This window comes from Streptomyces sp. GD-15H (assembly GCF_045291515.1).
Classification (GTDB): Bacteria; Actinomycetota; Actinomycetes; order Streptomycetales; family Streptomycetaceae; genus Streptomyces.
On record NZ_CP149447.1, the window covers coordinates 5,187,465 to 5,214,096 of the forward strand.

Annotated in this window: 16 protein-coding genes, 4 pseudogenes and 1 riboswitch; of the genes and pseudogenes, 14 read left to right on the forward strand and 6 right to left on the reverse strand. The window is 71.7% G+C overall.

Annotated features, from left to right (window positions below; translation table 11 throughout):
• Nucleotides 1-123 precede the first annotated feature (123 nt).
• A pseudogene (locus WJ438_RS24730) lies at nt 124-1,445 on the forward strand (sensor histidine kinase).
• 41 nt (nt 1,446-1,486) lie between these two features.
• Here WJ438_RS24730 and WJ438_RS24735 read toward each other — a convergent pair.
• A complete protein-coding gene (locus tag WJ438_RS24735) occupies nt 1,487-1,927 on the reverse strand; it encodes an SUKH-3 domain-containing protein (RefSeq protein WP_406729798.1) in 441 nt (146 codons plus the stop codon).
• A 156-nt stretch (nt 1,928-2,083) separates the two neighbouring features.
• Nucleotides 2,084-2,614, reverse strand: coding sequence for a YwqJ-related putative deaminase (locus tag WJ438_RS24740; RefSeq protein WP_406727187.1), 531 nt, complete (start codon nt 2,612-2,614; stop codon nt 2,084-2,086).
• Nucleotides 2,615-2,967: 353 nt separating this feature from the next.
• Here WJ438_RS24740 and WJ438_RS24745 point away from each other — a divergent pair, with 353 nt between their 5' ends.
• Nucleotides 2,968-3,957, forward strand: coding sequence for an SMI1/KNR4 family protein (locus WJ438_RS24745; protein WP_406727188.1), 990 nt, complete (start codon nt 2,968-2,970; stop codon nt 3,955-3,957).
• 9 nt (nt 3,958-3,966) lie between these two features.
• Nucleotides 3,967-6,482, forward strand: a pseudogene (locus tag WJ438_RS24750) (SUKH-4 family immunity protein).
• Nucleotides 6,483-6,628: 146 nt separating this feature from the next.
• Here the strand turns inward: WJ438_RS24750 and WJ438_RS24755 are convergent.
• From WJ438_RS24755 to WJ438_RS24765, 3 genes and pseudogenes are all read right to left on the reverse strand, one after another.
• Nucleotides 6,629-8,245: a cation acetate symporter gene (locus WJ438_RS24755; RefSeq protein WP_406729799.1), complete on the reverse strand. Its 1,617-nt coding sequence runs from the start codon at nt 8,243-8,245 to the stop codon at nt 6,629-6,631.
• Between the two features lie 5 nt (nt 8,246-8,250).
• Complete coding sequence (locus WJ438_RS24760) at nt 8,251-8,775, reverse strand: DUF485 domain-containing protein (RefSeq protein WP_406727189.1); 525 nt, start codon at nt 8,773-8,775, stop codon at nt 8,251-8,253.
• Nucleotides 8,776-8,954: 179 nt separating this feature from the next.
• Nucleotides 8,955-9,472, reverse strand: a pseudogene (locus WJ438_RS24765) (GNAT family N-acetyltransferase).
• Nucleotides 9,473-9,898: 426 nt separating this feature from the next.
• On the opposite strand from WJ438_RS24765, the gene WJ438_RS24770 reads away from it, so the two are divergent.
• From WJ438_RS24770 to mfd, 3 genes are all read left to right on the forward strand, one after another.
• Nucleotides 9,899-10,687 carry an ABC transporter ATP-binding protein gene (locus WJ438_RS24770; protein WP_406727190.1) on the forward strand — a complete coding sequence of 263 codons (789 nt, stop codon included), beginning with the start codon at nt 9,899-9,901 and terminating at the stop codon, nt 10,685-10,687.
• On the forward strand, nt 10,684-13,263 hold the full coding sequence (locus WJ438_RS24775) for an ABC transporter permease (protein ID WP_406727191.1): 2,580 nt from the start codon (nt 10,684-10,686) through the stop codon (nt 13,261-13,263). Before WJ438_RS24770 ends, WJ438_RS24775 begins: the two co-directional genes overlap by 4 nt.
• Nucleotides 13,264-13,486: 223 nt before the next feature.
• Nucleotides 13,487-17,020, forward strand: coding sequence for a transcription-repair coupling factor (gene mfd, locus WJ438_RS24780; RefSeq protein ID WP_406727192.1), 3,534 nt, complete (start codon nt 13,487-13,489; stop codon nt 17,018-17,020).
• Nucleotides 17,021-17,116: 96 nt separating this feature from the next.
• Here the strand turns inward: mfd and WJ438_RS24785 are convergent, their stop codons facing one another.
• A complete protein-coding gene (locus WJ438_RS24785; protein WP_406727193.1) occupies nt 17,117-17,302 on the reverse strand; it encodes an antitoxin in 186 nt (61 codons plus the stop codon).
• A 285-nt stretch (nt 17,303-17,587) separates the two neighbouring features.
• On the opposite strand from WJ438_RS24785, the gene WJ438_RS24790 reads away from it, so the two are divergent.
• The 8 genes and pseudogenes from WJ438_RS24790 to WJ438_RS24825 all read left to right on the forward strand — a co-directional run bounded on the left by WJ438_RS24790 (nt 17,588) and on the right by WJ438_RS24825 (nt 26,492).
• On the forward strand, nt 17,588-18,316 hold the full coding sequence (locus WJ438_RS24790; RefSeq protein ID WP_406729800.1) for an HNH endonuclease family protein: 729 nt from the start codon (nt 17,588-17,590) through the stop codon (nt 18,314-18,316).
• A gap of 229 nt (nt 18,317-18,545) precedes the next feature.
• Nucleotides 18,546-19,232, forward strand: a complete 687-nt coding sequence (locus WJ438_RS24795) for a hypothetical protein (RefSeq protein ID WP_406727194.1) — start codon at nt 18,546-18,548, stop codon at nt 19,230-19,232.
• Between the two features lie 38 nt (nt 19,233-19,270).
• On the forward strand, nt 19,271-20,767 hold the full coding sequence (locus WJ438_RS24800; protein WP_406729801.1) for a protein kinase domain-containing protein: 1,497 nt from the start codon (nt 19,271-19,273) through the stop codon (nt 20,765-20,767).
• Nucleotides 20,768-20,966: 199 nt separating this feature from the next.
• Nucleotides 20,967-21,611 (forward strand): SurA N-terminal domain-containing protein, encoded by a 645-nt coding sequence (locus WJ438_RS24805; RefSeq protein WP_406727195.1) that lies wholly within the window; start codon nt 20,967-20,969, stop codon nt 21,609-21,611.
• Between the two features lie 83 nt (nt 21,612-21,694).
• On the forward strand, nt 21,695-22,699 hold the full coding sequence (locus tag WJ438_RS24810; protein WP_406727196.1) for a nucleoside triphosphate pyrophosphohydrolase: 1,005 nt from the start codon (nt 21,695-21,697) through the stop codon (nt 22,697-22,699).
• A 73-nt stretch (nt 22,700-22,772) separates the two neighbouring features.
• Nucleotides 22,773-24,053, forward strand: coding sequence for a cytochrome P450 (locus WJ438_RS24815; RefSeq protein ID WP_406727197.1), 1,281 nt, complete (start codon nt 22,773-22,775; stop codon nt 24,051-24,053).
• A 325-nt stretch (nt 24,054-24,378) separates the two neighbouring features.
• Nucleotides 24,379-25,361 (forward strand): annotated as a pseudogene (locus tag WJ438_RS24820) (transglycosylase family protein).
• A gap of 205 nt (nt 25,362-25,566) precedes the next feature.
• A riboswitch (cyclic di-AMP (ydaO/yuaA leader) is annotated at nt 25,567-25,735 on the forward strand.
• 4 nt (nt 25,736-25,739) lie between these two features.
• Entirely contained in the window at nt 25,740-26,492 is a 753-nt protein-coding gene (locus WJ438_RS24825; RefSeq protein WP_406727198.1) for a transglycosylase family protein, read from the forward strand.
• Nucleotides 26,493-26,632 lie beyond the last annotated feature (140 nt).

Below are 26,632 nucleotides of genomic sequence, written 5' to 3' on the forward strand. Positions count from 1 at the left end.
GTGTGCGATTCAGCAGTTCGAGGGATTTCGGGCCGTATCGCATCCGAACGGTCACGGAACGTGGTGGGATCAGTCGGGGAAACTGCCCGGAAAACCGGCACCGCGCGCCCGTAGGCTGGAGGCATGACCACGACGGGGGAAGAAGACCATGTGGCGGCCCGGGGAGGGCCGTGGTGGTGGGACAGGCGGCGGAGTGCCGCGCTGGATGTGAGCCTTGCGGCGGTGTCCGCGCTGGAGTGCGGGCTGGAGGGGATCCCGTTCGCGCGGGACGCGGGGATTCCGGTGGCCGCGGGGGTCGTCTTCGGGCTGCTGGCGGGTTCCGTGCTGGTGGTGCGGCGGCACTGGCCGATCGCCGTGGTGCTGGTGGTGATCGCCATCACGCCGGCCCAGATGGGCTTCCTGATGGGCCTGGTCGGCCTGTACACGCTGGCCGCCTCGGAGTTGCCGCGCCGGATCATCGGGTCGCTCGCGGGGATGTCGCTGGTGGGGACGCTCATCGTGACGTTCGTGCGGGTGCGGCAGGACATGGCGCGGGGGAGCTGACCCTGGGGGACTGGTTCGTCCCGTTCGCGTCGATCACGACGTCGCTGGGCCTCACGGCGCCGCCGGTGCTGCTGGGGCTGTACGTGGGGGCGCGGCGGCGGTTGATGGAGAGTCTGCGGGAGCGGGCGGACAGTCTGGAGCGGGAGCTTCAGTTGTTGGCGGAGCGGGCCGAGGAGCGGGCCGAGTGGGCGCGTAACGAGGAGCGGACGCGGATCGCGCGGGAGATGCACGACGTGGTCGCGCATCGGGTGAGTCTGATGGTGGTGCATGCGGCGGCGTTGCAGGCGGTGGCGCGGAAGGATCCGGAGAAGGCGGTGAAGAACGCCGCGCTGGTGGGGGACATGGGTCGGCAGGCGTTGACGGAGTTGCGGGAGATGCTCGGGGTGCTGCGGGCCGGTGGGGACGGCGGGGGCCGGGGTGCGGGGGATTCGGTGCCGCTGGTGGCGGTGGGTGTGGCGGCGGCCGCGGCCGCGTCGCGGGCGGTGGACGAGGCCCGGGGTGCGGGGGGTGAGGGGCCGAGTCTGGCGGAGATCGACGAGTTGGTGGAGCAGTCGGCGGCTGCGGGGGTGGTGGTGGATCTGTCGGTGGAGGGTGAGGGCCGGTCGTATGCGGGGGAGGTGGAGTCGACGGCGTACCGGGTGGTGCAGGAGGCGTTGACGAATGTCCACAAGCATGCGCCGGGGGCGAAGACGTATGTGCGGCTCGCGCATCGGGTGTCGGAGATCGCGATGCAGGTGGAGAACGAGCCGCCGCCGGAGGCGGGGGCGTCGGCGCGGTTGCCGTCGGGTGGGAATGGTCTGGTGGGGATGAAGGAGCGGGTGTCGGCGCTGGGTGGGGTGTGCGTGTCGGGGCCGACGGATGCGGGGGGTTTCCGGGTGTCGGCGGTGATTCCGGCGCCGTAGCCGGGTGGCCGGGAGCTCGGCACGCGGTCCCGGAGGCCTGGTCAGCCGGTGGTGAGGCGGGCGGGTCGGGTGCCGGTGACGAGGGCGGTGAGGGCCTGGTCGATGTGGTGGCCGAGGTACCAGTCGCCGGTGTGGTCGAGGGCGTAGACGCGGCCTTGGGTGTCGATGGCGATGAGGGTGTGGGTGTCGGTTTCGGCGCCGAGGGGGCAGACGTCGGTGTCGAGGGCGCGGCCGAGGTCACCGAGGGTGCGGGCCATGTGGAGGCCGTGCAGGGGGTCGAGGTGGAGGGTGGCGGGGGCGAGTTGGCGGCCGGTGCCGGTGGGGGTGAGGTGGAGGCCGCCGAATTCGGCCCAGGCTTCGACGGCGGCGGGGAAGACGGCGTGGCGGTGTCCGGCGGGTGAGGTGTGGCCGCGCAGGGTGTCGGCCCAGATTTCGGCTTGCTTGATGTCCCAGCGGCCTGGTTGCCAGCCGGCGGTGCGCAGGGCGGCGTCGACGGGGTCGGGGAAGCGCGGTGGGGTTCCCCGGGCTCGGGTGGGGCCGGGCGGTGGGGGGAGGGGGTGCGGTCGGTGTGCATCTGCCGTTCGTTCGTCGTCGTGGTGGCCGGTCGGTGCGCGGAGGGTGGAAGTGGGGGGCGGAGGTTATCCGGGGTCGACGACGCGGACGCCGAAGTGGGCGGTGAGGGCGGTGCAGGCGCGGCAGGGGGCGGCGAAGCTTCCGTGGAGGGGGTCGCCGTCCTCGCGGATGTGACGGGCGGTGAGTTTGGCGTGTTTGAGCGCTTTGCGTGCTTCGCCGTTGGTCATGGGTTTGCGTGCGGCGCGTTTGCTGCGGGCGCTGTCGGCGGCGGTGATGTGCCGGGAGATGAGGATGGTTTCGGCGCAGCGGCCGGTGAAGCGGTCGCGTTGGCCGCTGGGGAGGGTGTCGAGGAAGTCCTGGACGAGGGGGTGCAGGTCGGGGGGTGTGTCACCGCGGGCGGCGGTGCCGGTGAGGGTGGCGCCGCGGAGGGAGAGGGCGGCGGCGATGGTGGGCAGGATGCCGTCGCGGCGGTGGTGGAGGAGGGGGGTGGGGAGGGCGTCGGCGGCGCTCCAGCCGACGCGGGGGTCGCCGGTGCGGGGGGCGCCGGGTCGACCTGTGTGGGTTCCCGTGTGGATCCCTGTTCGCGTCATATTCATGGTCGTCTTTTCCTCCCGCGCATCCCCCGGAAGGTCACAGAGTGCCAAATGGCGTGGCTGATGGGGAAGCTGGGGCGGGGTGACACGCCCAGGTTTGGGCTGACTGTCACGGGAGGGTGACGTTTGGTCACGGAACCGGAGGGGTGAGCGGCCGGTGCCCGGTGACCGGTGTCGTCGTACCGCATAGGCTGTCGGCACCGCGATTCCTGCGGTGATCCGTGCGGATGGAGTGCGGGGCGCCGGCGGGGGTACGGCGGTGAGCAGTCGAAACAGACGTGACAGTCGAATACGTTCCGTAGTGGCCCGAGGGTGGTCGGTGCGGGCCGTACAGAGTGCCGCAGGGGGCAACCGCCATGACGACAGGTCGGCTCGGGCAGAAAACCGTGCCGCCGAATGCGGCCTACGCCGGGCAGGTCGTGCACTTCCCGGATCCGGTACGGGCGGCCCGTCACCCGAGAGGGGTACGGGTGGACGAGCGTGGTTACCCCGATTTCTCGCCGTACGCGCGTGCGGCCGCGGAGATCGCGGAGCCGCCGGAGGGTTTCGGTGTCGACGAGCTGCGGCTGACGGACTACGTGTCGGCGAACGCGGCGCTGGCGGCGACCGGTCATGAGCTGTGGGACACGGTGCCGGCGGTGGCGACGCCGCACGGCTGGACGTGGCATCACGCGGTGGCGTCGCGGCGGCTGGAGCTGGTGCCGGTCGAGGTGAAGGCGTTGCTGCGGCACCACGGTGGGGTGGCGACGTCGGGCGTGGACCAGGACAAGCGGGGGACGCGGCCGTTGCAGGAGACGCGTCCGGCGCATTTCGGGCTGCCGAAGTCGGGGCTCGCGGTGACCGAGGCGCAGGTGCTGGAGGTCGAGGAGGATCTCGGGTACCGGCTGCCGGGCGCGTACCGGTCGTTCCTGAAGGTGGCGGGCGGTTGCGCCCCGGTGGGGACGGCGCTGGACGCGGAGCTGGGGCTGCTGGTCGATCAGCCGTTCTTCACGGTGCGGGACGAGGCCGCGGTCAACGACCTGGTCTATGTCAACAAGTGTCTGCGTGATCACCTCACCAAGGACTACCTGGGTGTCGCTTTCGTCCAGGGCGGTCTGCTGGCGGTGAAGGTGAAGGGCGACCGGGTGGGTTCGGTGTGGTTCTGCGCGTACGACGACGCGCGGGACGTGGATCCGTCGTGGCCGCCGGCGGAGCGGATGGAGCGGCTGCTGCTGCCGTGCGGGGACGACTTCGACGCGTTTCTGGCACGGTTGGCGGGGTCGCCGCCCGAGTTGGAGACGGTGGCGAATCTGATGGTGGACGGCGGCTTCGCGCAGGTCGTTCCGGTTTCCTCCGCGGGGGAGTGAGGTCTGGCGATGGTGACGTTCGCGCAGGCGCAGGAGCGTGCGGAAGAGTGGATCAACGGGGACGTGCCGTCGTATCAGCACCGTGAGGTGCGGGTGCGGGAGTTCGATCTCGGGTTCGTGGTGTGGGCGGAGGACCGTGCGGACGGGCCGCGTTCGGACGGCGGCGCGCAGCGGCTGGTGATCGCCCGGGACAGTGGTGAGGCCTCGTTGTGGCCCGCGCTGACGGTGGGTGAGGTGATCCGCCGGTACGAGGAGGAGTACGGCCGTGCGGAGGCGGCGCCGGAACCGGCGCCCGCGGCGCGGGTGGATCTGAATCAGACGTCGTTCTTGCTGAGTCCGCCGGAGTGGTTGCAGGAGGCTGCGGACCGGCTCGGGATTCCGGATCGCCGGGGGAGACGTCGGGCGGTTCGGCGGGGGCGGCCGATACCTCCGGCGGGGCCGGCGGCGCTGCCGCGGCGGCGGGCCCGGGGGCCGGTTCTTCCGGTGCCGGGGATTCGGCGCCGGGTGCGCCGGGGAGCGGTGCCGCCTGGCCTGCTGCTGGTGGGGGTGACTCCCGGGCGGGGGCCGCCGGAGTCGTTGCCGGGTCTGGTCCCGGTGCGTCGGGTGGGCCTGCCGGGGCGACGCCGTGGGCCGGTACGGACACGAACGCCGATGCCGGCGAGGACCGTTCCGTGCCGCTGCCGGAGACCGTGTTCGCTCCGCCGCTGAGCCGGTCCGACGACGACACGCCGCTGCCGGCGGCGGACGCGCAGACGGCGCTGATGTCGGGTGGCAGCCGGTTGCCGCCGACGGCGGTGAGCCCGGCGCTCCAGCCCCCGAACGCGCAGGGCGCGCCGGCGTATCCGCCGGCGCCGGACGCCGGGGACATCGCCGACGCCGCGACCCGCAAGGCGACGCCGCCGCGCCGTGGCTCGGGCCCGACGACGCCGCCTCCGCCGGGCGTCCCGGGTACGCCGGGCGCGCGGGCGGGGGGCACGCCCCCGCCGCCGTCCGCGCCCCCGTCGGGCCCCGGCACGCCGGGTGGTTCGGCGGGCGGGTACGTACCGACGCAGATGATGTCGTCGCTGGGGTCCAACGGCCTCGGTGGTTTCGAGGGACCGGAGGGCCAGGGAGGTTCGACGGGCGGCCGGCCGCAGCCCGGCACCCCGACGCCGCCGCCCGGTGCGCCGACGCCGCCGCCCGGTGGGACGCCGCCCGGCGGAGTGCATCATGCCGCGACGATGTTCGCCGACCCCGGCCGGCCGGGTACCGGTGGGGGCGCGCCGCAGCCGCCCGGCCCGCCCGGTGTCCCCGGCGCGCCGCAGCCTCCGGGTGCGCCGGGCGTGCCCGGTCCCCCTGGCGTGCCCGGCGCTCCGGGGGGCGCGGGAGGGCGTGGTCCCGTGCACCACGCGGAGACCATGCTGGCCGGTCCTCCGGTCGGCGGCCCCGGCGCGCCTCCGCCTCCACCCGGTGTTCCCGGGACGCCGCCGCCTCCCGCACCCCCTGGGGTGCCCGGCGGTGTGCCCGGTGCGGTGTCTCCGGCGTACGGCTATCCGCCGCAGCCCGTCGGACAGCCGACGGTCGGCCCCGGCTATCAGGCGGTTCTGCGCTACCGCGCGCAGGACGGTTCCGAGCGGCAGCTGATCCGGCGTTCGGCGCCGGGCACGCCGCACCCGGAGTGGAAGATCTTCCACGAGCTGCGCGCGATGAACGTTCCGCCGGGTCAAGTGCTCGAGTTGCACACGGAGTTGGAGTCGTGCGAGCTGCCGGGTGCGTACTGCGCGCGGATGATCCGGGAGCAGTGGCCGCAGGCGCGGATCACGCACATCGCCCCGTACGGCACGGATCATGCGAGCCGGCAGCAGGGTATGCAGCAACTGCTCGTGCATCAGGGTGAGTTGCACCAGGTGGCGGACGGGCCTGCCCGGCCGGCGCCGGTGCGTGCGCCGTTGACGCCGGTTCAGCCGGTGCCGCCGGTTCCGCCGGAGGTCGTCGGGCAGGAACTGGCGGGGGCGTTCGGGCCGGGTGTGTTCCGGTTCGAGCAGGCGGCGGTGTCCCGGCAGGGGGTGCCGCCGGTGGTGGCGCACACCCTGGTGGTGGCCGGACTGCCGCTGGACATGGGCCCGTTCTTCTGGGCGCAGGCCCAGCCGGGGCGTCCGGTGCCCACCCTGGCGGAGCTGGCCGCGGAGCGGGGCGCGCAGCCGGCCTCGGACGCGGGGTCGTACCTGGTGATGGGAAGCGACTTCGGCAAGGCGATCTGTGTGCAGTACGGCACGGCGAACATCGTCGCGGTGCCGGTGGAGGCGGTGCCGGGCGGGGCGCCCGTACCGCCGCAGTTCGTGAACACGGGGCTGCCGGAGTTCGCGCGCTGCCTGGCGTTGCTGGGGCGGATGTGGCGGCTGCGGTTCGGTCTGAACCAGGAGCAGGCGGGCCGCTGGACCGTCGACTTCCAGATGCAGCTGGCGGCGCTGGACCCGGCGGCACTCGGTTCGCCGGAGAGCTGGTGGTCGGTCCTGCTGGAGCAGATGTGGGACGGGCTGCTGTGAATTCTGTGCGCAGGGTGATTCCTCGCCGCTGACGGCGGCAAGCAGGTGGGGGCCGGGCCCGGTCGGATGTGACGACCGGGCCCGGCCCGCCTGTGTGGGCGGGTTCTCCCCGCTGCCTTCCACAGGCACGTGACTGGTGGTGCGGCTCAGTGCCTCCGGTGCACCGCTCCGGCGAGGATCAGTCTCTCCACCGCCTCGTACTGGTGTCGCTGTTCCTCCGATTCGGACCGGCCGGAGGCCATCGTGCCGAGCCAGCCGCAGGCGAAGCCGAGGGGGATGGACAGCAGACCGGTCGTGGTGAAGGGGAACCAGTTGAAGTCGGCGTTCGGGAACGCGGACACGGGGGAGCCGGAGACGAGGTTGGTGCCCGGCATCAGCAGCAGCACGGCGAGCGCGCCGCCGATGAGGGTGCTGAGCAGGCCGGTCCGGGTGTAGCGGCGCCAGAAGAGGCTGTAGACGAGTGCGGGTGCGAGTGCGGACGCGCCGAGACAGAACGACAGGGTGACCAGGGGTTGCAGGCTGTGGTGCTGCACCAGGGTGGCGAGCAGGATCGTGGGGACGCCCACCGCGAGCGCGGAGAGACGGGCGAGGGTCATCTCGCGGCGCGGTGACATCTCCTGGACGCGGGCCGCGAAGACGTCGTGGGCGAGGGAGTTGGCGCAGGCGAGGATCATGCCGGCGACGGAGGCGAGGACGGTGAGGAAGATCGCCGTGGTGACGGTGGTGAACAGGAAGGTCTCCGCCGTGGACACCTCGGGGCCGAACGCGGCCTGGGAGCCGAGCAGATAGGCGGTGTTGCCCCGAGGGTCGGCCTGCGCGATCGCTTCCCGTCCGATCAGCGCGGTCGCGCCGAAGCCGACGACGGTGAGGACGAGGACGAAGAGGGCGACGCTCGACACCGCCCAGGACATGGAGCGGCGTATCTGGCGGGTGCTGGAGGCGGTGTACATGCGCATGGTGACGTGGGGGAGGCAGGCGCCGCCGAGGACGACCGTCAGATGCGAGGTGATCATGTCCAGGCCGGGGCTGGCGCCGCCGCTGAACTGGAGGCCGGAGGAGAGGAAGGCCGAGCCCGCACCGCTGTTGTCGGCGGCCGCGTGGAACAGGGCGCCCGGGTTCCAGTCGAACCGGTGCAGGATGAGGGCGGCGACGACGATGCCCGAGCCGAGCAGCATCACGATCTTCATGATCTGGATGAGGGCGGTGCCCTTCATGCCGCCGATCGCCGCGTAGCTGATCATCAAGGCGCCCACTCCGATGATGCAGCCCGTCTGCAGCGACTCGCCGGAGAATCCCAGCAGGAACGCCATCAGCTGTCCGGTGCCGGCGAGTTGCACCAGCATCATGGGCAGCAGTGCGGCGAGGGTGACGGCGCAGGCGGTGATGCGTATCGCGCGTCCGTGCGGCATGCGCCGGGTCAGGACGTCGCCCATGGTGAACCGGCCCGCGTTGCGCAGCGGTTCGGCCAGCAGGAACATCAGCAGCATCAGCGACAGGGCGGTGCTCAGCGCGAGGACGATGCCGTCGTACCCGAACAGGGCGATGACCCCGCCGGTGCCGAGGACGGTCGCCGCGGAGATGTAGTCACCGGCGATCGCCAGGCCGTTGCGCAGGGAGGACAGGGAGCCGTAGCCGGTGTAGAACTCGTCGAGGTCGTCACGGTCGGGACCGGTCATCACGCACAGCAGCAGTGTGATCGTGACGACGGAGGAGAAGCCGACGAGCGCCATGGCCTGCGCGTTTCCGGTGAACTCCGGACTCATGGCGGTCATCGCGCCGCCTCCCGCTTGGCGTCCAGCGCGGCCTGCCTGCGGATGAGGTCCGCGAGGGGGTCGACGCGGCGACGCGCGGTGCCCTCGTACCTCGCGATCGCCAGCCAGGTCACGGGCACTTGGAGCACGGCGAGCAGCAGCCCGGTGGGCACTCCGTCGGCGACGGTGCCGGTCATGAACGACGGGGCGTACGCGGACAGGAACAGGAAGACGGTGAAGTACCCGAGCGCGGTGAGTGTCGCCACGCGCCGCTGCCGGCGGTAGGCGCTGCGCAGGATGCGCAGGTCACTGTGGTGTCCGAGCGGGGCCCGGGTCGCCGCCCGCCGCGGTGGGGGCGGGGCCGGGGGGTGGGGCGGGGGAGCGGGCTGCCACGGGTAGGTGGCGTAGGAGGGGGAGGTGGGGTACGCGTCGCGGTTCGGGGCGGGGGGATACGGGTTCTGGCGCGGGGGCGTCGGCGGGTTCCACGGGATGGGGTCCCATGGAGAGGGGTCCCGCGGTGAGGGAGAGGGGTCGTAGGACATCCCGTGCTCCTTGCAGGCTCGGGTCCGTGCGGGGACGGCAGGGAGTTGGGGGGTGGGGAGAGCGGGTCACGCACGTTACTCGCGCGTACGGCCCGGCGCCGCGTTTTGGCCAAACTGATCGGTCGGTATGTGATTTCCGTACCGCCCCTGGGCCGAACCGGGGTGTTACCCGCGTTAACTCAGGCTTTTGCCGTGTCCGTGCGTCCGTGTGCGAGGTGTCGGCGGATGTAGCTCGCCCCGGGGCGGTGGGCGACGGTTGTGTCCGCCACGCGCGTGAAGCCGTTGCGGGTGAGGACGGTCATCGACGCGGGATTGTCCCACGTGGTGACCGCGGTCAACGTCGTGAGGCCGTACGGCCGCGCCGCCAGGCGGCACGCCTCGGCCGCCGCTGCCGTCGCCACGCCGCGGCCCGCCGCACGTTCCCCCACGCGGTAGCCGATTTCGGCCGAGCCGTCCGCGACGTCGACCAGGTTCACTCGGCCGATGACACTCCCGTCCTCGTCCAGGACGACGTGGAAGTGGCAGGCCCCCGCCTCCTGTTCGGCCAGCAGGGAGGCGTGGCGGGCGGCGAAGCCGGACGGTGTGAAGTACGCGTCCCCCGGTCCGCTACCGAGCGGGCGAAGTAGGCGCGGTTGTCGTGCTCGAAGGCCAGCAGCGCGGGCGCGTGCTCCGCGCGGAGTCGTTCCAGGGTCGGCATGCCGAAACGGTGTGCGGGGAGCGCTCCTGGAGCACCGGGATTCCGCGGCTTGACCCTGACGTGGCGGGAGGGTAGACGCTGAGGGGGACATCAGGAGGAGACGACCCCGAGAAGTGTTCCGCCTGCCGGTGGAGAGCCCTTAGGGGTACCTCCGTACTACGGCTCGGGGAGGGTTCGTACCGACGGATGACGAGACGGGGCGGGTGCGGTCCTTAACCTGGCTTTACGCCGCTGGGGGCGGCGGAGCACACCCCGGGGGTGGGGTTTTCCTCAGGAGAAGACTGCGCTGGGCACCAGGGCGCACGAGCCTCCCCGCCGCCAGACTGAACCACGTCGAACGAACACGCACGAAGCGGCCGTCGGGCATGACGGCGACCGCGTCGGACACCGCTTTCCCCAATTTCTGACCGACATAGGAGAATTACCGTGACATCGGCTGTGACCATTCCCAGGCACGGGGGCACTGGAGGGCGTACGGCCGTTGCCGCGCGGGCGCGGCAGGTCGTGAAGGCGTACGGGTCCGGTGAGACCCGCGTCGTCGCGCTCGACCACGTCGACGTGGACATCGCCCGTGGCCAGTTCACCGCGATCATGGGCCCGTCGGGGTCCGGCAAGTCCACGCTGATGCACTGCCTGGCCGGCCTCGACACCGTCACCAGCGGGCAGATCCACCTGGACGAGACCGAGATCACCGGGCTGAAGGACAAGAAGCTCACGCGGCTGCGCCGGGACCGGATCGGGTTCATCTTCCAGGCGTTCAACCTGCTGCCGACGCTGAACGCGCTCGAGAACATCACGCTTCCCATGGACATCGCCGGCCGTAAGCCGGACCAGCCGTGGCTGGACCGGGTGGTGGAGACCGTCGGCCTGTCCGACCGGCTGAAGCACCGGCCCACCCAGCTGTCCGGCGGTCAGCAGCAGCGTGTCGCCGTGGCGCGGGCGCTGGCGGCCCGACCGGAGATCATCTTCGGTGACGAGCCGACCGGAAACCTCGACTCGCGCGCGGGCGCCGAGGTGCTCGGCTTCCTGCGACGCTCGGTCGACGACCTGGGCCAGACCATCGTGATGGTCACCCACGACCCGGTCGCCGCCTCCTACGCGGACCGTGTGCTGTACCTCGCCGACGGCCGCATCGTCGACGAGATGCACCAGCCGACCGCCGAACAGGTCCTGGACCGCATGAAGGACTTCGACGCCCGGGGGCGTACGTCATGACCGTCCTGAAGACCTCGATGCGCAACTTCCTCGCGCACAAGGGGCGGATGGCGCTGTCGGCGGTGGCGGTGCTGCTGTCCGTGGCGTTCGTGTCCGGGACGCTCGTGTTCACGGACACGATGTCCACGACGTTCGACAAGCTGTTCGCGGCCACGGCGTCGGACGTCACGGTCAGTGCCAAGGACGCCTCCGACAGCGGCGAGACCACCTCGGAAACCGGCAAGCCGCCGGTCATTCCGGAGTCCGTGCTCGCCGATGTGCGGAAGGTGGACGGGGTGAAGTCGGCCGAGGGGGCGTTGCACTCCACCTCGCTGACCGTCGTCGACGGCGACAAAGAGAGCCTCTCGCCCACCAGCGGTGGTCCGACCATCGTCGGCAACTGGACCGCCAACGACGCCCGCACCATGAAGATCACCTCCGGTGCGGCGCCCGAGGGCCCCGACCAGGTCATGGTCGACGCCGACACCGCCGACAAGCACGGCCTGAAGCTCGGTGACGAGATCGGCGTGATCAGCGTGGTCGGCACGCACACCGCGAAGATCTCCGGCATCGCCGATTTCACCGTCACCAACCCCGGTGCCGCGATCTTCTTCCTGGACACGAGGACCGCCCAGCAGGCCCTGATCGGTGAGAGCGGCGTCTTCACCTACGTCAACGCCACGGCCGCCGACGGCGTCAGCGACGCCCAGCTGAAGAAGAACGTCGTGGCTGCTCTGGGCGGCGACTACAAGGTGCTGACCGCGAAGGAGAGCACGGAGGCCGGCCAGAAGGACGTCGAGGGCTTCATGAGCGTCCTGAAGTACGCGATGCTCGGCTTCGCCGGGATCGCGTTCCTCGTCGGCATCTTCCTGATCATCAACACGTTCTCCATGCTGGTCGCCCAGCGCACCCGGGAGATCGGCCTGATGCGGGCCATCGGCTCCTCCCGCAAGCAGGTCAACCGCTCGGTGCTGATCGAGGCGCTGCTCCTCGGCGTCGTCGGTTCGGTGCTCGGGGTGGCCGCGGGCGTCGGGCTCGCGGTCGGGCTGATGAAGCTCATGGGCGCGATCGGCATGGAGCTGTCCACGGACGACCTCACGGTGGCCTGGACGACCCCGGCGATCGGTCTGCTCCTCGGTGTCGTCGTCACCGTCCTGGCCGCCTACCTCCCCGCGCGGCGGGCCGGGAAGATCTCCCCGATGGCCGCGCTGCGCGACGCGGGTGCCCCCGCGGACGCCAGGGCCAGCTGGATCCGGGGTGGCATCGGCACGCTCCTGACCGCGGTCGGCGCGTCCGCGCTGTACCTCACCTCGACTGCGGACGAGGCCACGGAGGGCTCGATGTGGCTGGGCCTGGGCGTGGTGCTGTCGCTGATCGGGTTCGTGCTCATCGGCCCGCTGCTCGCGAGCGGTGTGGTCCGGGTCCTGGGCGTCGTCGTGCTGCGGGTCTTCGGTCCGGTGGGGCGGATGGCCGAGCGCAACGCCCTGCGAAACCCGCGCCGCACCGGCGCCACCGGTGCCGCGCTGATGATCGGGCTGGCCCTGGTGGCGTGCCTGTCGGTGGTCGGCTCGTCCATGGTGGCCTCCGCCACCGACGAGCTCGACCGGACGGTCGGCACGGACTTCATCGTCCAGTCCGACAGCGGTCAGCTGATCACTCCGCAGGCGGTGAAGGCCGTGAAGTCGACGCCTGGGCTGGAGCGGATCACCGAGTACAAGTGGACCGAGGCGGACTTCAGCACGCCCGACGGCAAGACTGTCAAGGACACGGCGATCACGGCGGCCGACCCGTCGTACGCGAGCGACGTGCGGACCGAGACGGTCGCCGGGAAGCTCGCGGACGCCTACCGGCCCGACTCCATGTCCGTGCACGAGGACTTCGCCAAGGACCACGGCGTCAGCATCGGGTCGACGATCGGTCTGGCGTTCGAGGGTGGCTCCACGGGCCGGCTGACCGTGCGGGCGATCACCCGGAGCGACACCGGGATCGATCCCGGCGGGATGTACACGTCGATCGACACCCTCGCCAAGTACCTCCCGGCCGAAAAGATGCCGCTGGACCAGCTGGTCTTCGCCACGGCGAAGGAGGGGCAGCAGAAGGCCGCGTACACGGCGCTGAAGGACTCGCTGCACGACTACCCGCAGTACACCGTGCGCGACCAGACCGAGTACAAGGAAGCGCTCAAGGACCAGATCGGCCAGCTGCTGAACATGATCTACGGTCTGCTGGCCCTGGCGATCGTCGTAGCGATCCTGGGTGTGGTGAACACCCTGGCCCTGTCGGTGGTCGAGCGGACGAGGGAGATCGGCCTGATGCGGGCGATCGGCCTCTCGCGCCGCCAGCTGCGCCGCATGATCCGCCTGGAGTCGGTCGTCATCGCCCTCTTCGGTGCCCTGCTGGGCCTGGGGCTGGGCATGGGCTGGGGCGCCACGGCCCAGCAGCTCCTCGCGCTGGAGGGGCTGAAGGTCCTCGAGGTCCCGTGGCCGACGATCATCGGTGTGTTCATCGGCTCGGCGTTCGTGGGGCTGTTCGCAGCACTGGTCCCGGCGTTCCGGGCGGGACGGATGAACGTCCTGAACGCGATCGCCACGGAGTAGCCACCGCCACGGGGGTTGCGGGGAGAACGCCCGGCGCCGGATCTGTTTGTGCCCGGGCCTCCGGCCAGCCGAGTCGGGTGGTGGGTCGGCACCGGGCGACGGGCCACGACGTTGTCCACAGCCGCCCGTCGTCCGCGGGCGCAGCGTCGTACTCTGGACACCCCCGGCCCGCGGCGCGTGTCGGGCCTGTCGTGTTGCACACCCCCGGATGGAAGCGCCTCGAATGAGCCTGCACGGTCTGCTGGACGCCGTCGTCAAGGACACCGCCCTCGCGGAAGCGATCTCGGCGGCCGCTGACGGCAACCGCACGCACGTCGACCTGGTCGGCCCCTCTGCCGCCCGCCCCTTCGCCGTCGCGGCCCTCGCCCGGGACACCGGCCGTACCGTGCTGGCCGTGACGGCGACCGGCCGTGAGGCGGAGGACCTGGCGGCGGCCCTGCGCTCCCTCCTCCCGCCGGAGGGGGTCGTGGAGTACCCGTCCTGGGAGACGCTGCCGCACGAGCGGCTCAGCCCCCGCAGTGACACGGTCGGACGCCGACTGGCGGTGCTGCGCCGGCTGGTCCACCCCCGGGCGGACGACCCCGAGACCGGCCCCGTGTCCGTCGTCGTCGCACCCGTGCGCTCCGTGCTCCAGCCGCAGGTCAAGGGCCTGGGCGAACTGGAGCCCGTCGCTCTGCGGACGGGGCAGACCGCCGACCTGAACGAGATCGTCGAGGCGCTCGCCGCCGCCGCGTACGCGCGCGTGGAACTGGTCGAGAAGCGCGGCGAGTTCGCGGTGCGCGGCGGCATCCTCGACGTGTTCCCGCCCACCGAGGAACACCCCCTGCGTGTCGAGTTCTGGGGCGACGACGTCGAGGAGATCCGCTACTTCAAGGTCGCCGACCAGCGCTCCCTGGAGATCGCCGACCACGGCCTGTGGGCCCCGCCTTGCCGGGAGCTGCTGCTCACCGACGACGTGCGCGAGCGCGCACGGGTGCTCGCCGAACAGCACCCCGAACTGGGCGAACTGCTCGGGAAGATCGCCGAGGGGATCGCCGTGGAGGGCATGGAGTCCCTCGCGCCGGTCCTCGTCGACGACATGGAACTGCTGCTCGACGTGCTGCCCGAGGGCGCCATGGCCGTCGTGTGCGACCCGGAGCGGGTGCGCACGCGGGCCGCCGACCTGGTGGCGACCTCGCAGGAGTTCCTGCAGGCGTCCTGGGCGGCCACCGCGGGGGGAGGGGAGGCGCCCATCGACGTCGGCGCGGCCTCCCTGTGGTCCCTCGCGGACGTCCGGGACCGGGCGCGCGAGCTGGACATGATGTGGTGGTCGGTGTCGCCGTTCGCCGCCGACGAACAGACGGACAAAGACACCCTCAAGCTCGGCATGCACGCCCCCGAGACCTACCGCGGCGACACCGCGCGGGCACTCGCCAACACCAAGGGCTGGCTCGCCGACGGCTGGCGCACGGTGTTCGTCACCGAGGGCCACGGACCGGCGTCCCGCACGGTGGAGGTGCTGGGCGGCGAGGGCATCGCGGCCCGACTGGAGACGGACCTCGGCGCGATCGCCCCGTCCGTCGTGCACGTCGCCTGCGGCTGCGTCGACCACGGCTTCGTCGACCCCGCGCTCAAGCTCGCCGTGCTCACCGAGACCGACCTGACCGGGCAGAAGGCGTCCGGACGCGAGGGCGCCCGGATGCCCGCCCGGCGCCGCAAGACCATCGATCCGCTCACCCTGGAGCCGGGCGACTACATCGTCCACGAGCAGCACGGCGTCGGCCGCTACATCGAGATGGTGCAGCGCACCGTGCAGGGCGCGACCCGCGAGTACCTGGTGGTGGAGTACGCCCCCGCCAAGCGCGGCCAGCCCGGCGACCGCCTCTACATCCCCACCGACCAACTGGAGCAGATCACCAAGTACGTCGGCGGCGAGGCACCCACCCTGCACCGCCTCGGCGGCGCCGACTGGACCAAGACGAAGGCGCGGGCGAAGAAGGCCGTCAAGGAGATCGCCGCCGACCTGATCAGGCTGTACAGCGCGCGCATGGCGGCACCCGGGCACGCCTTCGGCGGGGACACGCCCTGGCAGCGCGAGCTGGAGGACGCCTTCCCGTACGCGGAGACGCCCGATCAGCTGACCACGATCGCCGAGGTCAAGGAGGACATGGAGAAGTCGGTCCCGATGGACCGGCTGATCTGCGGCGACGTCGGCTACGGCAAGACGGAGATCGCGGTGCGGGCCGCGTTCAAGGCGGTGCAGGACGGCAAGCAGGTCGCCGTCCTCGTCCCCACGACGCTGCTGGTGCAGCAGCACTTCGGGACGTTCGGCGACCGGTACGCGCAGTTCCCGGTGAAGGTGCGGGCCCTGTCCCGCTTCCAGACCGACACGGAGGCGAAGGCGGTCCTCGAAGGGCTGCAGGAGGGGTCGGTGGACGTCGTCATCGGCACCCACCGGCTGTTCTCCTCCGAGACCAGGTTCAAGGACCTGGGCCTGGTCATCGTCGACGAGGAGCAGCGCTTCGGCGTCGAGCACAAGGAGCAGCTGAAGAAGCTGCGCGCCAACGTCGACGTGCTGACCATGTCCGCCACCCCCATCCCGCGCACCCTGGAGATGGCGGTCACCGGCATCCGTGAGATGTCGACGATCACCACGCCGCCGGAGGAGCGCCACCCGGTGCTCACCTTCGTCGGTCCTTACGAGGAGAAGCAGATCGGCGCGGCCGTCCGCCGTGAACTGCTTCGCGAGGGGCAGGTCTTCTACATCCACAACCGGGTGGAGTCGATCGACCGCGCGACGGCCCGGCTGCGCGAGATCGTGCCCGAGGCGCGCATCGCCACCGCCCACGGCCAGATGTCCGAGTCGGCGCTGGAGCAGGTCGTCGTCGACTTCTGGGAGAAGAAGTACGACGTGCTGGTGTCGACGACGATCGTCGAGTCCGGCATCGACATCTCCAACGCCAACACCCTCATCGTGGAGCGCGGCGACAACTTCGGCCTCAGCCAGCTGCACCAGCTGCGCGGCCGGGTCGGCCGCGGCCGGGAGCGCGGTTACGCGTACTTCCTGTATCCGCCGGAGAAGCCGCTGACGGAGACCGCGCACGAGCGGCTCGCGACCATCGCCCAGCACACCGAGATGGGCGCGGGCATGTACGTGGCGATGAAGGACCTGGAGATCCGCGGCGCCGGAAACCTGCTCGGCGGCGAGCAGTCGGGACACATCGCGGGCGTCGGCTTCGACCTGTACGTACGGATGGTCGGCGAGGCCGTCGCGGACTACCGGCGCCAGCTGGAGAGCGGCGAGATCCAGGAGGAGCCGCCGCTCGAGGTCAAGATCGAGCTGCCCGTCGACGCCCACGTCCCGCACGACTACGCGCCCGGCGAGCGGCTCCGCCTCCAGGCGTACCGGGCGATCGCCTCCGCCAACTCGGAGGAGGACGTCAAGGGCGTACGCGAGGAACTCGTCGACCGCTACGGCAAGTTGCCGGAGCCGGTGGAGAACCTCCTGCTGGTGGCGGGCCTGCGCATGCTGGCGCGCGCGTGCGGTGTCGGCGAGATCGTGTTGCAGGGCAACAACATCCGGTTCGCCCCGGTGGAGTTGCGCGAGTCCCAGGAGCTGCGCCTCAAGCGGCTCTACCCCGGCACGGTCCTCAAGCCGGCCGCCCACCAGGTGCTGGTGCCCCGCCCGAAGACGGCGAAGGTGGGCGGAAAGCCGCTGGTCGGCAGGGAGTTGCTGGCGTGGGTCGGGGAGTTCCTGACGTCGATCCTGGGGTCGTGACCGGGAAGCCCCGCCGGCCGGCCCGGATGCGCGAGACATGAGCGAAGCCGCCCACGGCGGGGGATTCCGTGGGCGGCTTCCGGCCCGGACTCATGCCTACGGCTGATCGGGGCGGTCGCGCTTGATGCCGAGCCGCTCCTCGGCCTGCCGCTGCCCGGTGTCGATCTGGTCCTCGTACTTTCCGCCGGTCCGCTCGTTGAGCTTCTTCTCAGCGGCATCGGAGGCTTTCCTGGCCTTCTCCTGCGCCGACCTGTTGCTCTTGAACTTGTCGAAGATGCCCATCCGGAGCTCCTTCCGAGGGTGACTCAGCACCGACCCTACGCGTGACATGCGAGCCATGCCCCTTTTGGGTCGATGTGGTCTGGACCTCTCTCTGGCTACGGTGGGACCGGACGCTATACCGGCCGTTCGGGGGCGGGTACGGAAGAACGCACAGAGGAACAAGGCGAGGAGAGGGACGCCGTGGCGCGGTACTCGAGGTGGGGCGGGGCGGAACATGCGGGACGGGCCGGCGAGCGGGAGCGCCGCAGGAGTGGGCCGGGGCTCCCGCGCCGTACGGGGCCCGCGGTGTCGGCGCTGGCCGCCGTGGCGCTCCTCGCCGGCTGTGAGGGTGTGGTGGACACCGGTTCCCCCACCGGGGACAGCCCGGCGGCAGTGGACGGACACGCCGTCAGCCCCCTGGACAACCCGGACGGCACCGAGCCGGGCCTCGCGCCGCTGACCGGGGAGGCTGACCGGGCGGCGGGCATCGAGCTCATCGAGACGGTGGCGACCAAGGGGCGCGGGCCGAAGACGGGTTACGACCGCGACGAGTTCGGCTACGCCTGGAAGGACACGGCCGACGGCGTACCGCTCGCGCGGAACGGGTGCGACACACGGAACGACCTCCTCCAGCGCGACGGCCAGGAGGTGCGCTTCCGGTCCGGTTCCGACTGCGTGGTGGTGGCCATGACCCTGGCCGACCCGTACACCGGCAAGAGCATCAAGTGGCGCAAGGAGGACGCGTCCGAGGTCCAGATAGACCACGTGGTACCGCTCTCCTACAGCTGGCAGATGGGTGCCTCCCGCTGGTCGAGGGAGAAACGGGAGCGACTGGCGAACGACACCCTCAACCTCCTCCCGGTCGAGGGCCGCGCCAACTCCGCCAAGAGCGACTCCGGGCCCGCGTCCTGGCTCCCGCCGAGCAAGCGCGTACGGTGCGCGTACGCGGTCCGCTTCGCCCAGGTCGCCGTCAAGTACGAGATGCCGGTGACCACGGCCGACAAGCAGACGATGCTGCGACAGTGCGGCGGCTGACCGCCGCCGCGTGAGGGGCGGGCGAAGCGACCGGGACGACAACGGTTCGGTACAACCCGGACCGGTTGTCCCCGATGGCCTATACGCTCGGACTCCCAACCGATTTCCGCCCCGCGGCGGACTCACCCGCACGTGTGTACGCGCACTCGCGCAGACGCACCACGTGCACTGCGCACCACGTGCACACAGCACTACCCGTCCCATCGGCTACACCGGTCCAGGAGCAGTCATGTACGGCCACGGCGTGGCACCGCCCACCCGCAGCACGGCAACGGTCATCACCCTGCGCGTGCTGTTCGTCGCCGCCGGTTTCCTGTCCTGCGGGCTGCTGGCCTGTGCGCCGCTGTTCCGGGTGGCGCTCCTGCGGGGACGCGTCGCCGACTGGGTGGCGGCCTGGGTGAGCCTGCCTGTTTCCGTCTTCCTGCTGATGGTGATCGGCTCGCTGCCGGAGACGGACGCCCGTACCGACGTCGCCCTGGCCGGGCTGCTGCTCCTCGGCACCGGCGCCGCCGCGTACTACCTGACCGTGGACATCCGCTTCCACCACGGGTTGCGCCAGTACGGGGTGCACGGCCCGCCGTCGCCCCACGCCACGACGATGCACGCGTCGGGCACCGGTGCCCCCTCCCCGTACGGCTACCCGCAGCCCGCCTCGCCGTACGCGCCCACGCCCGTACCGCGTCCCCAGGCGCAGATGCCCGGGACACCCGGGCCGTCCGCACCGCATCCCGCGCCCGGACCGCACGGTCCCGCGCCGTCCACCCCCGTACCCCCGGTGCCGCAGCAGCGTCCCGGGCAGCCGGCCCGTATCGACCAGGTGCGCGCCGAACTCGACGAGCTCAGCGACTACCTGCGCAGGAGCGATGGGCACGAGGGCGGCGACCAGGGGCACGGCCACGACCGAGGCGGACGGTGAGTGTGACGGCGGGGCGTGTCGTCGCCGGCCGCTATGAATTGTCCACGCTCATCGGGCAGGGCGGCATGGGACAGGTCTGGACGGCCTACGACAAACGGCTGGACCGGCGGGTGGCGGTGAAACTGCTGCGCCCGGACAAGGTGGCCGGACAGGAGGCCGACGAACTGCGCCGCCGTTTCGTGCGCGAGTGTCGGGTGACCGCCCAGGTCGACCACCCGGGCCTGGTCACCGTGCACGACGCGGGCAGCGCGGGCGAGGAACTGTTCCTCGTCATGCAGTACGTCGACGGCGCCGACCTCGGCGACCACCTCGCCGAGCACGACCCGTACCCGTGGCAGTGGGCGGTGGCGGTGGCCGCGCAGCTGTGTGCCGCGCTGAGCGCGGTGCACGCCGTGCCGATCGTCCACCGCGACCTCAAGCCGCGCAACGTGATGGTGAAGCAGGACGGCACGGTCACCGTGCTCGACCTGGGGGTCGCCTCCGTGATGGACAGCGACACCACCCGCCTGACCCACACCGGTTCGCCCATCGGCTCGCCCGCCTACATGGCGCCCGAGCAGGCGATGGGCGGCGCGGTCGGCCCGTACACGGACCTGTACGCACTCGGTGTGCTGCTGCACGAACTGCTCAGCGGCGACGTGCCCTTCGCGGGCTCGACCGCGCTCGGTGTGCTGCACCGGCACCTTTACGAGGCGCCGCGGCCGGTGCGTCAGGTCCGCCAGGAGGTCCCCGAGGCCCTGGAGGCGCTGGTGCTGCGTCTGCTCGCCAAGGACCCGCAGCACCGCCCCGCCTCCGCCCAGGAGGTCTACGAGCACCTGACGCTGCTGCTGCCGTCGCCAGGTACGCCCACCGGGGCGCCCCTCGATCCCACGCGCCCCTTCCTGCGCCCGCACGCCCCCTGGCCGGACCGCGCGCGCACGCCCGCGCCCCAGCCCGCCCTCGCCACGCCGCCCGCGCCCGTCGCGGAGAAGGCCGATGTCGCCGCCGCCGTGGACGAGGTCAAGCGGCTGCTCGGCGAGGGCCGTATCACCCAGGCCGTGGACATCCTCGGCGGGATCCTGCCGGTCGCCGCGGAACAGCACGGCGAGCGCTCCCCGGTCGTGCGCACCCTGCGCAAGCAGTACGCGGCCACCCTCCTGGACGACGGCCAGTTCCGGCGCGCGCTGCCGGAACTGCGCCGCCTCGCCTCCGAACGCGCCGCCGAGGCGGGCCAGGCCGACCCGGAGTCCCTGCGCCACCGCTACGAGGCCGCCCAGTGCCTGGAACAGCTCGGCGACCCGGCGGCGGCGCTCGCCGAGTACCGGGCACTGCTGCCGTACTACGAGAACCGGTACGTGGCCGCGGGCGACCCGCAGCTCGCCCATGACGTCCGCCGCCGCATCGGCCACCTCCTGCTCGCCCTCGGCGACCGCCCCGCCGCGCACGAGACCCTGGTCCGGCTGCTGCACGACGTGGAGCGCTCCCAGGGCCCCGGCCACCCGCTCGCCGCCGACATCCGCCGGACGCTGCAGTGGCTGGGACAGATGCACGGATAACCCGGCCGAAGTGAATCGAAGCAGGACAGGACGGGCCAGATGGTCCGAACCGGGTGCGGCCGGGTCGGTGAGGGCGCGGCGGTGCCGAAGTCCTGGGGAATCGTTGGTCGAATGGGTTGGCCAGAGCTTGGCCGATGCCTACTATCGATCATCGCAGGACTTTGTGCACCGCCGCACAAGCTCTCCTCGGGAGGTTTCCTTGCACCGCCGTCGTCGCACCGCGCTCCTCCTCACCGCCGCCCTCACGGCAGCGGCCCCTCTGCTCACCGCCTGCGGGAACGACGCGCATCCCGGCGCGGCGGCCGTCGTGGGCGGCCAGCGGATCACGGTGTCGCAGCTGGAGAACCGGGTCGGCGAGATCCGCGCGGCCCAGCAGGACGCGGTGCCGGACGCCCAGTACGAGCAGGCCATCGCCCGCACCGGTAGCCTCACCCGCGACACCCTGCACGGCATGGTCCTGGACCGTGTGCTGGAGCGCGCCGCGCGCGACGCCGGGGTGAGCGTCACGCCCAAGGAGATCCAGCAGATGCGGGCCGGCCTGGAGGAACAGGCCGGGGGCGCCGAGGCGCTGGAGACGGCCTGGCTGCAGCAGTACGGCATCCCGCCACAGCGCCTCGACGACAATCTCCGCCTCCAGGTCCAGGCGCAGAAACTCGCCCAGCGGCTCGGCACCGACACCAGCCGCCCGGAGTTCTGGCAGGCCCTGTCCAAGACGAGCGAGAAGCTCGACGTCGACCTCAACCCGCGCTACGGCGCCTGGGACGTCGAGAAGAGCAGCCGCGTCGACGCCACGACCCCGTGGATCCGGGACGTCACAGCGGACGGAACCCAGCCGATCGCCTGACGCGCCAGGCATACCGTCACACCATGCTGGCCCCCTGTGGACAACTTTCGGGGGCCGACGGCGGTGTGGGTTAGTTTCGGATCGTGAACGCAACCAGCCCCGCAGCCCCCTCCGTCGCACCGCCCGGCCGCATCGTCCTGCTCACCACCAGCCACCGCGTCGCGCCCGGCCTGCTGTCCTGGCCCGCCTGGCAGGCCCTGCACGCGGCCGACCGGGTGCTGTGCGCGGACGGTGCCCATCCGCAGCTGCCGTATCTGCGGGAAGCGGGGATAGCGGTCGCCGAGGTGTCCCCGGCCGCCGAGGACCTGGTCGACGCCTGCGCCGGCGGCCGGACCGTGGTCGTCGTGGCGACGGGCGAGGGCGAACCCGCCCTGACCGACGGCCTGGCCCGTCTCGCGGGCACCGGCCGCGTCCGGATGCCGGAGCTGGAACTGCTCCCCGCCTCCTACGACCTGCCGGGCGCCCGCCTGCTCGACCTCGTCCAGGTCATGGACCGCATCCGGGCCGAGTGCCCCTGGTCGTCACTGCAGACCCACAAGGGCCTGGCCAAGTACGGCATCGAGGAGGCGTACGAGCTCGTCGAGGCGATCGAGGAGGGCGACCGGGACGAACTGCGCGAGGAACTGGGCGACGTCCTCCTCCAGGTCGTCTTCCACGCCCGGATCGCCGAGGAGCACCCGGAGGAGCCCTTCTCCGTCGACGACGTGGCCGGCGGCATCGTCGCCAAGCTCATCCACCGCCACCCCCATGTCTTCGGCGACGAGACGGCGACCACCCCCGAGGAGGTCAAGGCGCACTGGCTGCGCACCAAGGCGGTCGAGAAGCGGCGCGCCTCGGTCACCGAGGGCGTCCCGCTCGGCCAGCCCGGCCTGGCCCTCGCCGCCAAACTGGCCTCCCGCGTCCGCACGGCGGGCCTGGACGTCCCCCTGCCTCAGGTGGAGGGCATCGGCTACGAACTGCTCGCCCTGGCGGTGCGGGCCGAGGCGGAGGGAGTCGACCCGGAGGCGGCCCTGCGCGCGGCGGCCCGCGCGTACCGGGACGCGATACGGGCCGCGGAAGGGGCCGGCGAGGAGACGGGCGGAAAGTAGACGGGCGGGGAGGGGACGGGGGGGGAGGGGACGGGGGGCCTTCGGGCGGGGAGGGGACGGATACGGTCGGAGGGTGACCGACCAGCCCCGGGCCCAGTCCGAGAACACCGCCCCCGAACTCTTCACCTGGGAGTTCGCGAGCAACCCCTACCCCGCCTACGCCTGGCTGCGCGAGCACGCGCCCGTGCACCGGACGCGGCTGCCCAGCGGGGTGGAGGCCTGGCTGGTCACCCGGTACGCCGACGCCAGGCAGACCCTCGCCGACCCCCGCCTCTCCAAGAACCCGGCGCACCACGACGAGCCCGCCCACGCCAAGGGCAAGACCGGCATCCCCGGTGAGCGCAAGGCCGAGCTGATGACGCATCTGCTCAACATCGACCCGCCGGACCACACCCGGCTGCGCAGGCTGGTCAGCAAGGCGTTCACGCCGCGCCGTGTCGCCGAGTTCGAGTCCCGGGTGCAGGAGCTCACCGACGGGCTCATCGACAGGTTCGCGGACCGCGGCTCCGCCGACCTCATCCACGAGTTCGCCTTCCCGCTCCCCATCTACGCCATCTGCGACCTGCTCGGCGTTCCACGGGAGGACCAGGACGACTTCCGGGACTGGGCGGGCATGATGATCCGTCACCAGGGGGGACCGAGGGGCGGGGTCGCCCGGTCGGTGAAGAAGATGCGCGGCTACCTGGCCGACCTGATCCACCGCAAGCGGGCGGCGCTGCCCGCTGAACCCGCCCCCGGCGAGGACCTCATCTCCGGCCTGATCCGCGCCTCCGACCACGGCGAGCACCTCACCGAGAACGAGGCCGCCGCCATGGCGTTCATCCTGCTGTTCGCCGGCTTCGAGACCACCGTCAACTTGATCGGCAACGGCACCTACGCCCTGCTCACCCACCCCGAGCAGCGCGACCGGCTGCAGAAGTCCCTCGCCGCCGGGGAGCGCGGGCTGTTGGAGACCGGCGTGGAGGAACTCCTTCGCTTCGACGGACCCGTGGAACTGGCCACCTGGCGGTTCGCCACCGAGGCGCTCACCCTTGGCGGGCAGCACATCGCGGCCGGCGACCCGGTTCTCGTCGTCCTGGCCGCCGCGGACCGCGATCCGGGGCGGTTCGCCGATCCCGACGTGCTCGACCTCGCACGGCGCGACAACCAGCATCTGGGGTACGGCCACGGCATCCACTACTGCCTGGGCGCTCCGCTGGCCCGGCTGGAGGGCCAGACCGCGCTCGCCACGCTGCTGACCCGGCTGCCGGACCTCAGGCTCGCGTCGGATCCGGCCGAACTGCGCTGGCGGGGCGGGCTCATCATGCGCGGACTGCGCACCCTGCCGGTGGAGTTCAGCCCTCCGCCGAAGTGACACCTTCGGGCGGCCGCCGAACCGACCCGCCGCACGGGGCCGTGACGGCCGCCGGGTCGCCGTCGAAATGGCCTTCGTGCGGCCTCCGTACGCCTCCGAAGTGACCGTCGGGCCCCCTCCGGACACGGTCCGTCGCCTCTTCGGTGGAGCGGCGCAGACATGACACTCGCTCAACTCTGTGATCTTCATGTGATCTGCGCGGCATGAACTTGTGACAAGTGATTGTCTGCGGCTACGTTCACCCCTCAAGCACGGTGCCTCGGTTGCACAGCTCCGCAGTTCGACTCGCCGTGCGGGTAACTGTTGTCCTGCGAAAGGTCTCCGCATGCTCTCCGGGAACGGTCGTCACCGTCGCCCTCGCCAGGCTCCGGCTCTTCTCGTCACTGCCGGAGTGACCGGCTCAGCCATCGCGATTCCGCTTCTCGGGCCGGCGGCGCCAGTGCGGCCGAGGGCTCGACCTGGGACCGGGTCGCGGAGTGCGAGTCCGGTGGCTCTTGGAGCCAGAACTCCGGCAACGGCTACTACGGCGGCCTGCAGTTGACCCAGGAGGACTGGGAGAAGTACGGCGGCCTCGACTACGCGTCCAGCGCCGACCAGGCCAGCCGCGGCCAGCAGATAGCCGTGGCCGAGAAGATCCTCGCCGACCAGGGGGTCGGCGCGTGGCGGGCCTGCGGCCTGCTGTCGGGCCTGAACGCCGACTCGGGCAAGGCCGTCATCGACATCGGCGCGGACGGCGGCTCGTCGTACGGCTCGTCCGGCACCGGAGACTCCGCCACTCCGTCGCCGTCCCGGCCCTCCGGCGCCTCGTCGGACAACAAGGGCACCGCGGGCGGCAAGGGGGAGAAGGCGGGCGAAGCGTCCAAGTCCGGCGGTTCGGACGCCGAACCCGGCGCCTCCCCCTCTGCTTCTGCTTCCGCTTCGCCCTCGGCCTCCGCTGAGGGGAACGACTCGGACAAGTCGGGGCAGGAGGTCGGTTCTTCGGAGTCGTCCGCGAGTGAGGCTCCCAGTGGTCGCCATCGCGGCGCCGGCGCCGAGGAAGAGGTGCGCGAGGACCGTGAGGCCGGAGCCCCCGGCCGGCACGCCTCACGCGGTCTCGGTTTCCCGCGCGGCCTCGACGTCTCGTCCCCGGCCGACAGGGTCCCCGTGGACGCCGGAAGCGACTCCTCGGCCGCCGCCGACTCCCTTGCGCTCGGCGGCGGATGGCTCGCCCGGTACAGCGGGGGTGACGAGGTCGTGGGTACGGCGGCCCCCAACCTCATCCTTCCCGGTCAGGCGCTTGCGCTCGGGTTCGGGTCGGGTGAGGGCTGACATCCGAAAGGGTGCGTCGATGACGGCAGTTGAGGTCACGGTTCGCGCTGAATGTCCGTTATAAAGGCGATGAGAGATAGGTCTCAGAAGCCCTGATCGTCTTTGATTATCCGCGGGGCGCGTGTCTACGGTCAGGACCGCTCGCCATCGCGGGCCCCGGCTGCCGCCACGCCGAATCCTGCCAGTGGCAGCACGGGAACACTCGTCGCGTCATGCGCCGTAGGCAGGAGCGGGGGACCCAAGGTAGGCGCCGTACCCGGTGATTGACGCCGGATGCGGCTAGGGGTGGAGCCGCGTCCCGGGAGGGACGCGGCCGGGCAACTCAACCGGCCCGAACCCGACAGCTCACCTCGTAGGCGTCGGTGAGGGGATCCATCCATGCTGTTCTCCGGCAAGGGCAAGCACCGTCGTCCGTCCAAGGCCACCCGTGTCATCGCCGTCGCCGGCGTCACCGGTGCCGCCGTCGCCGCCCCGCTGATGGCGGCCGGCAACGCTTCCGCCGCCACCGCCTCCGAGTGGGACACCGTCGCCCAGTGCGAGTCCGGCGGCAACTGGTCCATCAACACCGGCAACGGCTACTACGGCGGTCTGCAGTTCTCCGCCTCCACCTGGGCCGGCTACGGCGGTACGAAGTACGCCGCCACCGCCGACCAGGCCGGCAAGGCCCAGCAGATCGAGATAGCCGAGAAGGTCCTCGCGGGTCAGGGCAAGGGCGCCTGGCCGGTCTGCGGCAAGGGCCTGTCCAACGCCGCCTACACCGGTGGCGGGTCCGCCGAGGGCGCCGGCAGCTCCGAGAGCACCGGGAACCAGAACAGTGGTTCCCCGCAGAGGACCCAGGAGCAGAGCACCCAGGAGCAGAGCACCGGCTCCGCCCCCGAGCGCTCCACCGAGCAGAAGGCCTCCCGCTCCGAGGAGCGTCCGGCCGCCGAGAAGAAGACCGTCACCACCCCGACCGGCGAGAAGGTCGAGAAGGGCGACGGCGAGTACAAGGTCGTCAAGGGCGACACCCTCAGCTCGATCGCCGAGGAGCGCGACGTCGAGGGCGGCTGGAACAAGCTGTTCAAGCTGAACGACGACATCGTCGAGGACGCCGACCTCATCTACCCGGGCCAGCAGCTGCACCTGAAGTAAGGCAGCGGCCGCGGGCTCAGGGCTCCGTCCCCGCGGAGCCTCCCCCGTCCCCGCGGGGGCTCTCCCCCGCCCCGGTGCGTGTTCCCCGTACGCACCGGGGCGGGGCTTTTCCGTACGTGGCGGGGCCTTCCGGCGCTCGG

What these genes read in the sequence shown, in the direction of transcription:
- WJ438_RS24740 (WP_406727187.1), bottom strand. Translation starts at nt 2,614, where the DNA reads ATGAATATGACGCGAACAGGGATCCACACGGGAACCCACACAGGTCGA.
- WJ438_RS24745 (WP_406727188.1), top strand. Translation starts at nt 2,968, where the DNA reads ATGACGACAGGTCGGCTCGGGCAGAAAACCGTGCCGCCGAATGCGGCC.
- WJ438_RS24825 (WP_406727198.1), top strand. Translation starts at nt 25,740, where the DNA reads ATGCTGTTCTCCGGCAAGGGCAAGCACCGTCGTCCGTCCAAGGCCACC.
- WJ438_RS24775 (WP_406727191.1), top strand. Translation starts at nt 10,684, where the DNA reads ATGACCGTCCTGAAGACCTCGATGCGCAACTTCCTCGCGCACAAGGGG.
- WJ438_RS24755 (WP_406729799.1), bottom strand. Translation starts at nt 8,245, where the DNA reads ATGAGTCCGGAGTTCACCGGAAACGCGCAGGCCATGGCGCTCGTCGGC.
- WJ438_RS24795 (WP_406727194.1), top strand. Translation starts at nt 18,546, where the DNA reads ATGTACGGCCACGGCGTGGCACCGCCCACCCGCAGCACGGCAACGGTC.
- mfd (WP_406727192.1), top strand. Translation starts at nt 13,487, where the DNA reads ATGAGCCTGCACGGTCTGCTGGACGCCGTCGTCAAGGACACCGCCCTC.
- WJ438_RS24760 (WP_406727189.1), bottom strand. Translation starts at nt 8,775, where the DNA reads ATGTCCTACGACCCCTCTCCCTCACCGCGGGACCCCTCTCCATGGGAC.
- WJ438_RS24785 (WP_406727193.1), bottom strand. Translation starts at nt 17,302, where the DNA reads ATGGGCATCTTCGACAAGTTCAAGAGCAACAGGTCGGCGCAGGAGAAG.